The sequence below is a fragment of the Streptomyces sp. Je 1-369 genome, assembly GCF_026810505.1.
GTDB lineage: Bacteria > Actinomycetota > Actinomycetes > Streptomycetales > Streptomycetaceae > Streptomyces.
Genome location: NZ_CP101750.1, coordinates 8,028,372 through 8,043,029, shown reverse-complemented (window position 1 = coordinate 8,043,029; position 14,658 = coordinate 8,028,372). Strand labels below are relative to the sequence as shown.

Genomic DNA, 14,658 nt, shown 5'->3' with positions numbered 1-14,658 from the left:
TCAGTCCTGTGCGCGGCCGGTGGTGACGCGGGCGATCATCAGGGCGACGAGGATGATTCCGCCGTAGATGGCCTGGATCCAGAAGGACGGCACCTGGGCGAGGGTGAGCAGGTTCTGTACGACGCCGAGGAGCAGGACGCCGGTGAGGGCGCCGAACATGGTGCCTCTGCCGCCGTCGAGGCTGATGCCTCCGATGACGGCGGCGGCGAACACCGTGAAGATCATGTTCTGGCCCTGGTTGGCGTTGATGGCGCCGACGTAGCCGGTCTGCATGAGGCCGCCGACCGCGGCGAGTGCCCCGGCGACGACGAACACGCCGAGCATGACCCGGTCGACGCGGATCCCCGCGGCGCGCGCCGCGTCCGGGTTGCCGCCGATCGCGTACAGGGCGCGGCCCACGCGGTGGTACTTCAGGACGAAGCCCGCGAGGCCGAAGGCGGCCCCCGCGAGCCACACCGAAAGGGGGATGCTCAGGAAGGTGGTGGTGGCGAGGGTGTAGAAGGCGTCGGGCATGCCGAAGAGGGTCTTGCCCTCGGTGGAGCCGACGAGCAGGCCGCGCAGCACGATCAGCATGGCGAGCGTCACGATGAACGCGTTGAGTTTGAGTTTCACGACGAGGACGCCGTTGAAGGCGCCGATGACCGCGCCGACCAGCACGATGGCCAGGATGCCGACGGCCACGGGCAGGTCCGTGCCGAAACCGGCCTGGGCGGCGGGCAGGACGAGGAGCGCGCCGAGGGCGGGCGCGATGCCGACGACCGACTCCAGGGAGAGGTCGAACTTGCCGGTGATGAGGACGAGGGACTCGGCGAGGACGACCATGGCGAGCGCGGCGGACGCGCCGAGGATGGAGATGAGGTTCCGCTCGGTCAGGAACGAGTCGTTGACGAGTGCGCCGAGCAGGACGAGCAGCAACAGGGCCGGGACGAGGGCGAGTTCGCGGGCGCGTCGCAGCAGGACGGCCTTCGCCGCCGCCTTATCGCGTACCGGGCGTACGGGAGCCGCGGTCGAGGCCGACGGGGCCTTCAGGTCAGCCATGGTCCATTCCTTCGATGGAGGCGATCAGCTCGTGGTCGTGGAAGCCCGCGGCGTGCTCGGCGACGATCCTGCCGTGGAAGAGCACGAGCACGCGGTCGCAGCGGCGCAGGTCGTCGAGTTCGTCGGAGACGACGAGGACGGCGGTGCCGTTCTCGCGGGCGTGGTCCATGCGGGCGAGCAGGGACTCCTTGGACTTCACGTCGACGCCCGCGGTCGGGTTGATGAGGACGAGCAGGCGCGGGTCGGAGGCGAGGGCGCGGGCCATGACGACCTTCTGGGCGTTGCCTCCGGAGAGGTCGGAGACGGGCTGGTCGGGGCCTTCGGCGTGGATGTCGAGACGGTCGATGAGGTCGTCGGCGAAGCGACGTCTGGTGTCGGTGCCGATGAACCCGTACCGGCCGAGGCGGTCCAGGACGCTCATGGTGGCGTTGTCGCCGATGCTCATGCCGAAGACGAGGCCCTGGCCGTGCCGGTCGCGCGGTACGCAGCCGACCCCGGCGCGCAGGGCGGCGGTCACGTCGCCGAAGGGCAGGGGGCGGCCGTCGAGCCGGGCGCTCCCCGCGCTCGGGGTGTGCAGACCGGCGAAGCTCTCCGCGAGGTTGATCTTGCCGCTGCCGCTGGATCCGGCGAGTCCGACGACCTCGCCCTTGCGCACGGTGAGGTCGATGCCGGTGTACGACTCGCTGGTGAGGCCCCGCACGTCGAGCAGTACGGGCGCGTCGGCGGGCGCCCCGGCGCGGGCCACGGCTTCCTCGGCGTCGGCCTTCTCGGCGATGACCTCGCCCGCCATGGCCGCCACGAGGGCGCCGCGCGGCAGGTCGGCGACGGGGGCGCTGGTGATCCAGCGGGCGTCGCGCAGGACGGTGACGGTCTGGCACACCTCGTACACCTCTTGGAGGTGGTGCGAGATGAACAGGAACGTGACGCCGGATTCCTGGAGGGCGCGCATGCGCGTGAAGAGCCGCTCGATCTCCTTGTTGTCGAGCTGCGCGGTCGGCTCGTCGAGGACGATGAAGCGTGCGCCGAAGCTCAACACCCGTGCGATCTCCACCATTTGGCGGTCCTCGACCTTGAGGTCGGCGGTCCGCGCGTCGGGGTCGACGTGTACGTCCCACGTGTCCAGTACCTCCGCGGCTTCGTTCCGCAGCCTGCGCCAGCTGATGAAGCCGCCGCGGCCCGTGGGCTGCCGGTTGATGAAGAGGTTCTCGGCGACGGTCAGTTCGGGGACGACGGTCGGCTTCTGGTAGACGCAGGCCACTCTGCGGCGCCAGGCGTCGCGGTCGCCGAGCGGCGGCGCGGGTTCGCCGTCGAAGCGGACGGTGCCGGCGTCGGGGGCCTGGAGTCCGGTGAGGACGGTGACGAGGGTGGACTTGCCCGCGCCGTTGCGGCCGACGAGGGCGTGGGACTCGCCGGGCAGGACGGTCAGCCGGCCGTCCTGGAGGGCGACGGTGGGTCCGTACCGCTTCACGATGCCGGACGCCTCGACGAGCGGGGGGACGTCGGTCCGGCCAGTGGGGAGCTCGGTGGTCGTCATGTGACCTTGTTGCCCCACAGCTCGGAGTCGTCGACGTTCTTCCCGGTGACCAGCGGGGCGGGCAGCTGGTCCTCCAGGATGCCGCTGGGCAGCTTCACGATCTCGGATCCGTGGTCGGTCGGTCCGGGCTCGAACTTCTTCCCGTTCATCGCGGCCTTGATGTAGTACATGCCGTACTTGGCGTAGGCGTCGGCGGGCTGCGAGACGGTCGCGTCGATCTGGCCCTTGCGAATGGCGTCGAACTCCTGCGGGATGCCGTCGTTGGAGACGACGGTGATGTGCCCCTTCTCCCCCGCCTTCTTCAGCATCCCCTTGGACTTGAGGGTCTGCAGGGTGGGCGCGAGGTACACGCCGCCCGCCTGCATGTAGATGCCCTTGATGTCGGGGTGGGAGTTGAGCAGGGTGTCCAGCTTGGCGGCGGCCGTGTCGGACTCCCACTTGGCGGGGATCTCCAGGACCTGCAGCTTCGGGTGCTTCCTCTTCATACAGTCCCGGAAGGCCTTGGAGCGCTCACGCCCGTTGACGGAGGCCAGGTCGCCCATGATCTGTACGACCTTGCCGGTCTTGACCTCGCCCCCGAGGTAGTCACAGGCCTTCTCCCCGTACGCGACGTTGTCGGCCCGCACGACCATCGCGACCTTGCCCTTCTCGGGGGCGACGTCGACGGTGACCACGGGCACGCCCTTGCGCTCGGCCTGGTCGAGCCCGGCGGCGATCGCGGCACTGTCGAGCGGTGCGACGACGAGCCCCTTGACCCCCTGGTTGAGCTGGTTGTTGATGTCGGTGATCTGCTGCGAGGGGTCACTGTTGGAGTTGACGGTCTTCATCGCGTCGACGTCCTCGGACTTCGCCATCTTGGGCACGTAGTCGTTGTACGACTGCCAGAACGGTGAGGTCAGCAGGGGCAGGATCACACCGACCCTGCCCTCTCCGCCGCCACCCGCGCCGGGCGACGCGGTGTCCTTCGTACTGCCGCAGGCGGCGAGGACGAGGGCCGCGCAGGCGGTGACGGCCGCGGCGCGCACCGCCCGTGACGTCCCGTTCCTGCTGAGCCTGTTGCTCGGTTTGCTGCGCACGTTCCGGCTGGCCATCTGCGGACTCCTCATCGACGGGGGAACGAGGGGGGAACGGAAGAGGGAAGGAGGGGGAGGGAGGGCGAGGGAGGGGGAAAGGAGGGGGACCTGATGACGCGAATATTTATCAGACCACTTGCCGCCCACAACACCCCTCGTCGGCGACTTTCCCCGGTTTCCGGCCGTAGTGGTCGGACCACATCTCTGACTAGACTGCGGCGACCCGGCCAGTGGAGGAGCGTTACGTGGACCAGCCAGACCAGGCCGCCCCGCAGAAGGGCACCGTGACGCAGCGGGCCATCGAGCAGATCAAGACGATGATCCGCGAGGGCGGGCTCGAAGCAGGTCAACGCCTGCCCACGGAAAGGGACTTGGCGGCCCAGCTGGGCATTTCCCGCAGCTCGATGCGGGAGGCCATCCGGGCACTGACGGTACTCGGGGTGCTCGAAGCCCGGCACGGCTCCGGCATCTACGTCACCCAACTGGAGGCCGGAGACCTCCTGGAAACCTTCGGCGTGGTCGCCGACCTGTCCCGTGGAGCGCGCCTCGTCGAGCTCCTCGAAATCCGCCGGGTACTGGAGTCCACCGCGACCGCACTGGCCGCCGCCCGCATCTCCCCGGACCAACTGGCCGACGTCGAGAAGCACTTGGAAGCCATGAACGCCACGGACGACCCGGAGGAGATCCTCTCCCACGACCTGGCGTTCCACCGCACGATCGCCCTGGCCGCGGGCAACGACACGATGGCCGCGATCCTGGAGGGCCTGTCGTCGCGGACGTTCCGCGCACGGGTCTGGCGCGGCTACCAGGAAGAGGGCGCGTTCGAACGCACCCGGCGCGAGCACGCCCGCATCCACCGCGCACTCGTCGCCCGCGACCCGGAGGCGGCCCGCGCCGCGGCGGCGGCGCACGTGGGCGAGGTGGAGGAGTGGCTGCGGGCGCAGGTGGAGGGGTGAAGCGCACTCCTCGGGACGACCGTCAGCCGTCAGCCGTCAGCCGTCAGCCGTCAGCCGTCAGCCGTCAGCCGTCAGCCGTCAGCCGTCAGCCAGGGTCCGTTCGATCCGGCCGACGAAGGCGCGGGCCAGCTCGTCGAGTTGCGCCTCGTAGCCCGGCAGGTCGTTGACCTCGCCGAAGCGCAGCCAGCCCACGGTGCTGCCCACCCGAAGGACGGCCATGGCGTTCGTGCTGTCCTCGGGTTCCTTGTAGTACGTGAAGGTCGAGCTCTTGTCGCCGAGGGCGGCCAGGGAGAGCGGTGTGGTCCTGTCGTAGCCGGACTGCTCGCGTACGAGCTGCTTGCGTACGCGCTCCGCCTGGGTGGGCGAGGTGCAGCCGAAGATCTGGAACTCGGCCCTGACGGACCCGGACCCCGATGCCGTCATCGCGTACCGCGTGTCTCCCTCGTGACAGGCGCCCGCTTGCTCCGCTTCGACGGCATCGGCCGGGCCCTCCTGTGACCAGCCGGGCGGCATGTCCTTCGGCGTGGGCAGGGCGTCGCGCGTCTGCGCCACGGTCAGCGCACGCGTCCGATCGGCCTTGCCGCCGGCCGAGTCGGCGGCTTTTCCCTCGTCCGGCGCGGCCTTGCCGCCGCTCTCCTCCGTATACGCCGAGCGCCACCAGGGCCAGTAGCAGTACGCCGGTCACCGCGAGGACGGCGAGCGAGCCCGGCGTCTTGTTGACCGTGATCGGTCCGAGCGAGATGTGGCTGCGCGAGATCGTGCTGCGGTCGATGACCACCGAGTCACGGTTGTACGTCGTGGGGGTGTTGAGGTGCAGGGCGAGCTGCCGCCCCAGCTCGGGGTCCGCCTCTATTTCCTCGCGCAGGACGGCCTGCGCCTGGGCTTGCGTCTGCTCGGGTCCGCTCGCCCCGCCCCCGTCGATCCCCGCCAGCGCCGCGCGCCCCCGCTCCGTGCGGGCCAGCCGTGACCTGACCAGCTCGGTGACGGCGGCTCCCGCGGCCTCCCCCACACCGGTCGCCGCCCCCGTGGCCACCGCGGTGACGACACCCACCGCAAGCACCGCGAGCTCCGTCGGTTCCATGCCACACCCCCGTTGCGCGACAGACTCAGGAGCTCATCATGTTGCACCGGGTCACGAATGACACCCCTCTCCCCGCAAGGCGGCGAAAGAAATACGGGCGACGCGCACGGGCCACCTCTGACAGCATCCCCGCGTGATCACCGACTCGCACGCCACCCCGTTCCTCACCGCGGCCGTACACAACAACGCCGACTGGTGCGACGCCGTCTGCCGCTCCCACGGAGTGGAAGGCACCATCGAAGGAGGCGTATGGGCAAGCGCTCTGCGCACTCCCCCGCTGTACCCCGACGCCGTGACGCTCTCGCCCGCGGCGACCCCCGACGACGTACTGCCCCGCATCGACCTCTCCTCCCCCGGCGCCTCCGTCAAGGACAGCTTCGGCACGCTGGACCTCTCCGGGACGGGCTTCGAGGTGCTGTTCGATGCGCAGTGGATCTACCGCGCGGCGACGGACCCCGCCCCGCCGCGTGCCGGGGACTGGGAGCCGGTCGACGGCGCCGGACGACTGCTCGCGTGGGAGGCCGCGTGGAGCGGTGCCGGGGAGAGCGAGGGGCTCTTCCGGCCCGCGCTGCTCGACGCCGGAGCGGTGTTCCTGACACCCGCGGCCACCGGTCCCGTCACCGCGGGCGCCATCGCCTACCCCGGTGCCGGAGCCATCGGCGTATCCAACCTCTTCGCCACCGACGACGACCTGGACGACGCGTGGCGTTCCTGCCTGGAGGCCACGGACCGGCTGTGGCCGGGCGTGCCCGTCGTCGGATACGAGCACGGCGACGACCTCGCGGCCGCGCTCCGCCAAGGGTTCGAGCCCGTCGGCCCGCTGCGCGTATGGCTGCGGACCGACGGCTGAAGGGCCTCACCCGCGTTTCAGCCCCGCGTGAACCGCAGCGTCACCAGCTCGAACGGCCGCAGCGTCACCGCGACCGCGTCACCCGCGAGCTCCGGCGCCTGCACCCCGTCGAGCGGCCGCTCCAGCAGGTCGGTCACGGCGACCGAACCCGCCGCGAACCCCGTGGTGAGCGTGGCCTTCGCCCGCCCGCCGTGGGCCTCATGGAAGCGGACGACCACGTCACCGCTGCCGTCGTCGGCGAGCTTGACCGCCGTGACGACCACCGCGTCGTCGTCGACCGTCACCAGCGGCGCCACCTCGACCGCGCCCCCCGTGATCCTGCGCTCGGGCAGGTTGACCCGGTACCCCTCGCGCACCGCGTCGCCGATCCCCGCGCCCGGCACCAGGGCGTGCCGGAAGCGGTGGACGCCCTGGTCCGTCTCGGGGTCGGGGAAGCGCGGGGCGCGCAGGAGCGAGACACGGACCGTCGTGGTCGTGCCGGAGTCCTCGGCGCGCACCGTGCGTGTCACGTCGTGCCCGTACGTCGAGTCGTTGACCAGCGCGACGCCCCAGCCCGGCTCCTCGATGTGCACGAACCGGTGGTTGCAGGCCTCGAACTTGGCGGCCTCCCAGCTCGTGTTGGTGTGCGTGGCGCGGTAGAAGTGCCCGAACTGGGTCTCCGAGGCGTACCGCTCCGCGTGGATGTCCAGCGGGAAGGCGAGCTTGAGGAACTTCTCCGTCTCGTGCCAGTCGACCTCGGTGTCGATGTCGAGGCGCCGGTCACCGGGCGCGAGCGTGAGCACCTGCGTGAGGCGCGAGTCACCGAAGGTGCGCACGACGCGGACCGAGGCACCTCCACCTTCACCTTCGCCTTCACCGGCTGTGACCTCGTCCGCCTCCACGAGATCGGTCACGGTGTTGCGGTAGAACTCGTCGACGTCCCACGCGTCCCACATGTTCGGGAAGTCGGCGTGGATCTGGGGCAGGTTCGCCGCCCGGCCCGGCGCGACGGTCTCGCGGTCGGCCACCAGGTCGTACGCGGAGACGACCAGGCCGCGCCCGTCGATCTCCACCCGCAGCAGCCCGTTGTCGAGGACGTAGCCACCGTCCGCACGCGGGGCGGTCGTCGCCGTGCCGTCGGCCGCCGCGGCCCGCGCGCCGCCCGCGGGCACGCCGTCGCGGGCGTGCGGAGTGGAGTTGAAGACGAGCGAGCCGGTGCCCTCACCGGCGAGTGCGCGCTGCGCCTCGTCGATGATGCCGTTCAGTTCCTGGGCGAGCGCCGCGTAGGTCGCGCGGGCCTCGCGGTGCACCCAGGCGATGGACGATCCGGGCAGGATGTCGTGGAACTGGTGGAGCAGGACCGTCTTCCAGATGCGGTCCAACTGCTCGTAGGGGTACGCGAAGTCGCCCCGCACCGCCGCCGTCGCGGCCCACAGCTCCGCCTCCCGCAGGAGGTGTTCGCTGCGGCGGTTGCCCTGCTTGGTGCCTGCCTGGCTGGTGAGGGTGGCGCGGTGCAGTTCGAGGTAGAGCTCGCCGACCCAGACGGGCGCGTTCGGGTACTCGGCCTCGGCCTTCTCGAAGAAGGCGGCGGGCGTCTCCCACTCGACGGTCGCCGAGCCCTCCAGGTCACGGAGGCGCGCCGCCTTGGCGATCATCTCGCGGGTGGTGCCGCCGCCTCCGTCGCCCCAGCCGGTGGGGGCGAGGGAGTGCCGGGCGACGCCCTTGTCCTTGAAGTTCTTCGCCGCGTGGGCGATCTCGCTGCCCTTCATCGAGCAGTTGTACGTGTCGACGGGCGGGAAGTGCGTGAAGATCCGGGTGCCGTCGATGCCCTCCCAGTTGAAGGTGTGGTGCGGGAAGCGGTTCGTCTGGGACCACGAGATCTTCTGCGTGAGCAGCCACTTGGAGCCGGCCGCCTTGATGATCTGCGGGAGTCCTGCGGCGAAGCCGAAGGTGTCGGGCAGCCACGCCTCGTCGTTCTCGACGCCGAACTCGTCGAGGAAGAACCGCTTACCGTGCACGAACTGACGGGCCATCGCCTCCGAGCCCGGCATGTTGGTGTCCGACTCGACCCACATGCCGCCCGCGGGCACGAACCGCCCGTCGGCGACGGCCTTCTTGACCTTCGCCCAAACCTCCGGGCGGTGCTCCTTGATCCACGCCCACTGCTGCGCCTGCGACATGGCGAAGACGAAGTCCGGCTCGTCCTCGATGAGCGCGGTCATGTTGGACGTCGTACGCGCCACCTTGCGCACCGTCTCGCGCAGCGGCCACAGCCACGCCGAGTCGATGTGGGCGTGGCCGACGGCGCTGATGCGGTGCGCCGACGGCTCGGCGGGGGTGGTGAGGACGCCTTCGAGCTGCGCCCGCGCCGCGGCGGCCGAGCCGTTCACGTCCTGGAGGTCGACAGCGTCCAGGGCACGGCCGACCGCGCGCACGATGTCGTAGCGCCGCCCCGAGTCCTGGGGCAGTTCCTGCATGAGCTCACCGAGGACCTCGAGGTCGATGACGAGCTGCCACACCGTCTCGTCGAAGACGGCGAGATCCATGCGCTCCAGTTTGTACTGGGGCTCGCTGCCCGCGGTCTCCTTGTCACCGAGCTGGGTGGGCAGGAAGGGGTGGTAGTCGAGGATGACGGGGTTGGAAGCGGCCTCGATATGCAGCCGCACCTCTTCGCCGCCCTCGGCGGGAGCGGCGACCCGCACCCATTGGTTGCGCGGGTTGAGGCCCTTCACCGGGGTGCCGTCGGGGCGGTAGACGAGGCCCTCGCACTGGAAGCCGGGCATGTTCTCGTCGAAGCCGAGGTCGAGGATCGCCTCGACGGTCCTGCCCGCCCACTCCCGCGGCACGGTCCCGGTCACCCGGAACCAGCTGGTCCCCCAGGGCGCCCCCCACTTCTCGCCGACCACCGTCGGCGACGGCTCGGCGGCGAGCCCTTCGGCGACCGGCACGGGCTCGCCGGGCGCGTTCCACACGGCCACGTCGAGGGGTACGGAGGCGGGGTACACGGCGGGCCTGATGCGCTCGTCCAGAACGCGCTTGAGGCGGCCTTCGACCAGGCTGCGGTCGTCATGCATGAGGGTTCTCCGATGTTCGAAATTTCAGCCCCTCCGGCGCACGGGGAGCCGGGGGACATTTCAGCCCTTCCGGCGTACGAGGAGCGGGGGAGATATTCAGCCCCTCCGGCGTACGAGGAGCGGGAGAGATATCCAGCCCCTCCGGCGTACGAGGAGCGGGAGAGATATCCAGCCCCTCCGGCGTTTGAGGAGCGGGGTCCGGGGCGGAGCCCCGTGCGAGACGGACGGACAGACGAGCGGACGGACGGGCGGACGGGCGGACGGACGAGCGCGCGCCTACCCGACGTCCGTCGGAAGCAGCACGTCGCGGATACCTCGCGCAGCGAGGTGCCCGGAGTCCGCCACCCGTCCGGCAAGGACCACCGTGGGGCGCACCCCGTCGGCGACAAGCCGCGCGAACGCCTCGAATACCGCGCCTCCGGGAGCGCACTCCGAGCGCCGTGACATCGCGTCGTCGACGACCACCGCGGTCGTCCGCGGCGCCGGCGCGTACGTACGGCCGCTCCACTCCCGCACGATCCGCGCGATCGCCTCGCCCGCGGGCTTGACCTTGCCCTCGCTCGTCAACAGACCGAGGCTGTACTCCAGTTCGGGAAAGTCCGCGAGGTCGCGCGAGACGTCGTGGGAGCACCACCACGTCACGCCCCACACGTCCTGGCAGTCGAGCGCCGCCTCGATCGTGTCCTCGGTGAAGGCCGCCGCGTGCTCGGCGGGTATGAGCGGCGCGGGCGCACCGACCTCCTGGAGCCAGACGGGGCGGCGCGGATCGGTCGCCCACGCCTTGGACAGTTCGATCATGTACGCGGCGTGTTGCCGCGTAGCCGCACCCGTGCGACCGTGGCGCTGCGCCGTGCCGTTGAACACCCAGGAGTGCACGGCGGTCACCGCGCCGAGCCCGGCGGCCTGCGCCGGGGTGAAGGGCTGGTCGTCCTGGTACCAGGCGGCGTCGTACTCGGCGTGCAGGTGCAGCTTGCCGGGGGCGCCCTCCTCGCAGGCGGCGAGTACGGTGCGCAGCCAGCTCTCCGCCTGTTCCTCGGTGATGCGGTCGGGGTCGGGGTGCGGGCCCGCCGAGAACTGGTTGATCTCGTTGCCTATGGTCATGCCGATGAAGTTCGGCCGGTCCGCCAACGCGGCGGCCAGGGTGCGCAGATAGGCGGCCTGGCCGGAGACCACGTCGGGGTCGGTGAAGATGTTCCGCCGGTGCCAGGTCTGCGTCCACGCGGGCAGGAAGTCGAAACTCGACAGGTGCCCCTGCAAACCGTCGACGTTGACGTCCAGACCGCGTTCGGCGGCGGCGTCGGCGAGCTGGACCAGCTGGTCGACGGCGCGCGGCCGGATGAGGGTGCGGTTCGGCTGGAAGTACGGCCAGATCGGGAAGACCCGGATGTGGTCGAGGCCCAGCGAGGCGATGGCGTCGAGGTCGGCGCGTACGGCATCGAGGTCGAAGTCGAGCCAGTGGTGGAACCAGCCCTGGCCGGGCGTGTAGTTGGCGCCGAAGCGCGGCGCGCCCGAAGGCGATGCGGAGGAGAGCAAGGCGGATCCTGGTTCTGGGGGATGAGGGGGGCGCGGCGGATCGTGGGGCGGGGCCTCAGCCCTTGACCGCGCCCTCGCCCACGCCGCGGAAGAAGTACCGCTGCAGACAGGCGAAGAGGATGATCAGCGGGAGTACGGCGATGACGGTGCCCGCGGCGACGAGGCGCTCGTCGTTGGCGAACGTGCCGTGCAGGTAGTTGAGGCCGATGGTGAGGGTGAACCGGTCCGGGTCGCTGAGTACGATCAGCGGCCACAGGAAGTCGTCCCAGGCCCCCATGAAAGCGAAGATCGCGACGACGGCGAGGGTGCCCTTGACGGCGGGCAGCGCGATGCGCAGGAACCGCTGCCACACGTTCGCGCCGTCGACAAAAGCCGCTTCCTCGATCTCGTACGGCACGTTGAGGAAGGCGTTGCGCATCAGCAGGACGTTGAGTGCGGAGACGCAGCCGGGCAGCAGCACACCGATGAGGGTGTTGTTCAGACCGAGCTCACGCATGGTGGTGAACTGGGCGATGATGATGCCTTCGACGGGCACCAGCATGGCCAGGATGAAGACGATCGTGGCCGCCTTGCGGCCGCGGTAGCGCAGGCGTGCCAGGGCGTACCCGGCGAGGGCGGCGCCGACGCAGTTGGTGACGACGTTGGCGGCGGCCACCTTGAGCGAGTTGAGCGCGTAGTCCCAGACGGGGATGGTGTCGGCGACGCGTTCGAAGTTGTGCAGGGTCGGGTCGGCGGGCAGGAACTTCGGCGGCGAGCTGAAGATGTTCTCGTGCGGGCCCTTGAGTGCGGTGGACAGCTGCCACAGGAACGGGCCGATCATCAGCGCGAGGACCGCGATGAGGAGGAGGTAGCGCAGGACGATCTCCCAGACGGGCATCCTGCGGCCGTTCTCGTCGGTGATCCGCATACGGCGCGGCTTCGACTTGCGAGCCTTGCGGGCCTTACGGGACTTGTCGGTACGGGTCTCGTGGCGCGCACCGCCGTCGATGGTGGTCACGCGTCCTCCTTCCGGTCCGCCCGCAGGACGAGCAGCATGAGCGCGACGGTGACGACGAAGACGACGACGGAGATGGCCGAGGCGTAGCCGACGCGCCCGGTCAGGCCGGTGCCGACGCGCTGGACGAGCATGACGAGGGTGGTGTCCTCGCCCGCGGGGCCGCCGGTGGGCCCCGCCATCAGGTAGACCTCGGAGAACACCTTGAACGCGGCGACCGAGGAGAGGGCGGCGACGAGCACCATGGTGGAGCGCACGGCGGGGACGGTGACGCTGAAGAAGCGGCGTACGGCACCCGCTCCGTCGACGGCCGCGGCCTCGTGGAGCTCGCGGGGCACGTTGGCGAGCGCCGCGAGATAAATGATCATGTAGTAGCCGAGGCCCTTCCAGACCGTGACCGTCATGGCGCTCAGGAGGAGGAGCCACTGGTCGCTGAGGAAGCCGGCCTTGCCGACGCCCACCGCCTCCAGCAGGGCGTTGACCAGGCCCCGTTCGTCGAGCATCCACACCCAGATCAGGCCGACCACGACGATGGATGCGACCACCGGGGTGTAGAAGGCGGAGCGGAAGAACGTGATGCCGGGGATGTGCTTCTGGACGAGCAGGGCGAGCAGCAGCGGCAGGATGACGAGCGCGGGCACGACCCCGAGGACGTACAGCGTGCTGTTGCGCAGGCCGATCCAGAACATCTCGTCGTGCCACAGCTCCTGGAAGTTGGCGAAGCCGACGTAGTCGCCCTCGATGAGGGTCCGCTTGTCGGTGAACGCGTTGTTCAGGGTGCTGAGGAACGGATAGAGGATGAAGATGCCGACGATCGCGAGGCCGGGCGCCGCGAACAGCCAGGGACTGGTGGGCAGTTGGCGGCGGATGCCGCGGCGGGGGCCGCGCCCGTGGGGGCGCGGCTCCTTGCGTGCGGCGCCCGCGGTGGCGAGGTCGGTGGGGGCGGCCTGGGAGGCGGTGGTGCTCTTCATGGCGGTACCGGTTCCTGGTCTCAGCTCTGCTGCAGCAGCCGGTCGCAGTTCTTGACAGCGTTGTCAAGTGCTTCCTTGGGGCTCTGCTTGCCTTGCAGCGCCCTGGCGACGGAGTTGCGCAGCTCGACCTTCATCTGCTCGCTGAAGAGCACGGGGGTGTAGTTCACCGCGGTCTTGATGGACTTGGCGGCGGCGACACGGACGCGCGTCTCGTCCTTGCCGTCCTGCTTGGTGAAGTACGGGTCGTCGAGGGACCCCTCGGTGCTCGGGAAGATCGCGACCTTCTTGGCGAACTCCATCTGGCGCTGGGCGTCGGTGACGTAGTGCGCGAAGGCGACGGCGGCGGGCGTCTGCTTCGTCTTGGTGTTCACCATGACGCCCATGACGTACATGTTGTCCTTGCCGGTGCTGCTGATCTGCGGCGTGATGCCGATGTTCTCGTACAGCCGCGGCGCTTCCTTCTTGAACTTCTCCAGGTCGAGGGCGCTGCCGGGGTTCATGGCGACGGCCTCGGTGAGGAACTTCTTGCCGGTGGACTCGGGTGTCGCGGTCAGCGCCTGCCCGTCGAGGGCCTTCGCGTCGTACAGCTTCTTGTACTTGGTGAGGAGTTCGACGCCCTTGGCGTCGTTGAAGGTGAAGCCGGTGCCTTCCTTGTTCATCAGCGGGACGCCGTAGCGCCCGAAGTCCTCGATCGTGGGGACGTTGGCGAGCGTGGCCACCTTGCCGTCGCTCTTGTCCGCCAGCTCCTGGGCGTCGTCGAAGAGCTCGTCGTACGTCGTCGGGGGCTTGTTCTCGTCGAGGCCCGCGTCCTTGAAGAGGCGCTTGTTGTAGAAGAGGGGGCCGGTGTTGAGGTACCAGGGGAAGGCGTACGTGCCGTCCATGCCCGGTATCTGGTGGCTCTTCCAGGCTCCGGGGAGGTACTCCTTCTCGTACTTCGACGCCGACTTGTCGAGGTCGAGGGCGAGGCCGGCCTTGGCGAGCGGGGCGACGAGGTCGGGCGAGACGTTGACGACGTCGGGCAGGGTGCCCGCGGCCGCGTCGGCGCTGATCTTGTCGGCGTAGCCCTCGCCGGGCTGGTCGATCCACCGGACCTTCGCGTCCGGGTACTTCTTCTCGAAGCCGTCCACGACGCCCTCGAAGTACGACTTGAAGTTCGCCTTCAGGTTCCAGGTCTGGAAGGTGATCTCACCCTCGACCTTCCCCGACGCGTCGGTCGAACCTCCGCCGTCGTCTCCGTCACCACAGGCGCTCAACGGCAGCAGGACGGCGAGGACGGCGCCTGCGGCGACCGCTCTGCGGGGGTTACGGGAGATACGCACGGTGAAACGGCTCCTTTGCTCGGCCCAGCGTGAGACGGCGGTGACTGCGACCGTCCGAACCGGGCAATCCACGCCGAGGCAGACCCTGCACGGAACGGTGGCGCAAAGTCAATGGATTCGGGGAAATTCGGGGAACAGAAATCGAGGATCGGCCGATCGATCGCACAACTCACCAGGTCAGAAGGGTGTGTTGGAAGTCTTGCGGCTGATGACTAATGCGCTTTAGAGTCTGAGCGCTCAAGCGCATTAGTATCCG

Annotated in this window: 11 protein-coding genes; 2 read left to right on the top strand and 9 right to left on the bottom strand. The window is 69.7% G+C overall.

The window, feature by feature from the left end; translation table 11 throughout:
• Genes NOO62_RS35665 through NOO62_RS35655 form a run of 3 tightly spaced genes read right to left on the bottom strand, consistent with a single transcriptional unit; the run spans position 1 to position 3,663 of the window.
• Positions 1-1,038: an ABC transporter permease gene (locus NOO62_RS35665; RefSeq protein ID WP_268774926.1), complete on the bottom strand. Its 1,038-nt coding sequence runs from the start codon at positions 1,036-1,038 to the stop codon at positions 1-3.
• A complete protein-coding gene (locus NOO62_RS35660; protein ID WP_268774925.1) occupies positions 1,031-2,572 on the bottom strand; it encodes a sugar ABC transporter ATP-binding protein in 1,542 nt (513 codons plus the stop codon). Before NOO62_RS35660 ends, NOO62_RS35665 begins: the two co-directional genes overlap by 8 nt.
• Positions 2,569-3,663, bottom strand: coding sequence for a sugar ABC transporter substrate-binding protein (locus NOO62_RS35655; RefSeq protein ID WP_268774924.1), 1,095 nt, complete (start codon positions 3,661-3,663; stop codon positions 2,569-2,571). Before NOO62_RS35655 ends, NOO62_RS35660 begins: the two co-directional genes overlap by 4 nt.
• A 227-nt stretch (positions 3,664-3,890) precedes the next feature.
• On the opposite strand from NOO62_RS35655, the gene NOO62_RS35650 reads away from it, so the two are divergent.
• The gene (locus tag NOO62_RS35650; RefSeq protein ID WP_268774923.1) at positions 3,891-4,601 is read left to right on the top strand and encodes a FadR/GntR family transcriptional regulator; all 711 of its coding nucleotides are present in this window, start codon (positions 3,891-3,893) and stop codon (positions 4,599-4,601) included.
• 78 nt (positions 4,602-4,679) lie between these two features.
• Here the strand turns inward: NOO62_RS35650 and NOO62_RS35645 are convergent, their stop codons facing one another.
• Positions 4,680-5,153, bottom strand: coding sequence for a hypothetical protein (locus NOO62_RS35645; RefSeq protein WP_268774922.1), 474 nt, complete (start codon positions 5,151-5,153; stop codon positions 4,680-4,682).
• A gap of 662 nt (positions 5,154-5,815) precedes the next feature.
• Here NOO62_RS35645 and NOO62_RS35640 point away from each other — a divergent pair.
• Positions 5,816-6,532, top strand: coding sequence for a hypothetical protein (locus NOO62_RS35640; protein WP_268774921.1), 717 nt, complete (start codon positions 5,816-5,818; stop codon positions 6,530-6,532).
• A gap of 17 nt (positions 6,533-6,549) precedes the next feature.
• Here NOO62_RS35640 and NOO62_RS35635 read toward each other — a convergent pair whose 3' ends face one another.
• The 5 genes from NOO62_RS35635 to NOO62_RS35615 all read right to left on the bottom strand — a co-directional run bounded on the left by NOO62_RS35635 (position 6,550) and on the right by NOO62_RS35615 (position 14,402).
• Positions 6,550-9,585 (bottom strand): alpha-mannosidase, encoded by a 3,036-nt coding sequence (locus NOO62_RS35635; RefSeq protein ID WP_268774920.1) that lies wholly within the window; start codon positions 9,583-9,585, stop codon positions 6,550-6,552.
• Positions 9,586-9,861: 276 nt separating this feature from the next.
• A complete protein-coding gene (locus tag NOO62_RS35630; protein ID WP_268774919.1) occupies positions 9,862-11,118 on the bottom strand; it encodes a glycoside hydrolase 5 family protein in 1,257 nt (418 codons plus the stop codon).
• Between the two features lie 55 nt (positions 11,119-11,173).
• Entirely contained in the window at positions 11,174-12,025 is an 852-nt protein-coding gene (locus tag NOO62_RS35625) for a carbohydrate ABC transporter permease (protein WP_268775933.1), read from the bottom strand.
• A gap of 86 nt (positions 12,026-12,111) precedes the next feature.
• On the bottom strand, positions 12,112-13,083 hold the full coding sequence (locus NOO62_RS35620) for a carbohydrate ABC transporter permease (protein WP_268774918.1): 972 nt from the start codon (positions 13,081-13,083) through the stop codon (positions 12,112-12,114).
• A gap of 20 nt (positions 13,084-13,103) precedes the next feature.
• On the bottom strand, positions 13,104-14,402 hold the full coding sequence (locus tag NOO62_RS35615) for an ABC transporter substrate-binding protein (protein WP_268774917.1): 1,299 nt from the start codon (positions 14,400-14,402) through the stop codon (positions 13,104-13,106).
• Positions 14,403-14,658: the final 256 nt, after the last annotated feature.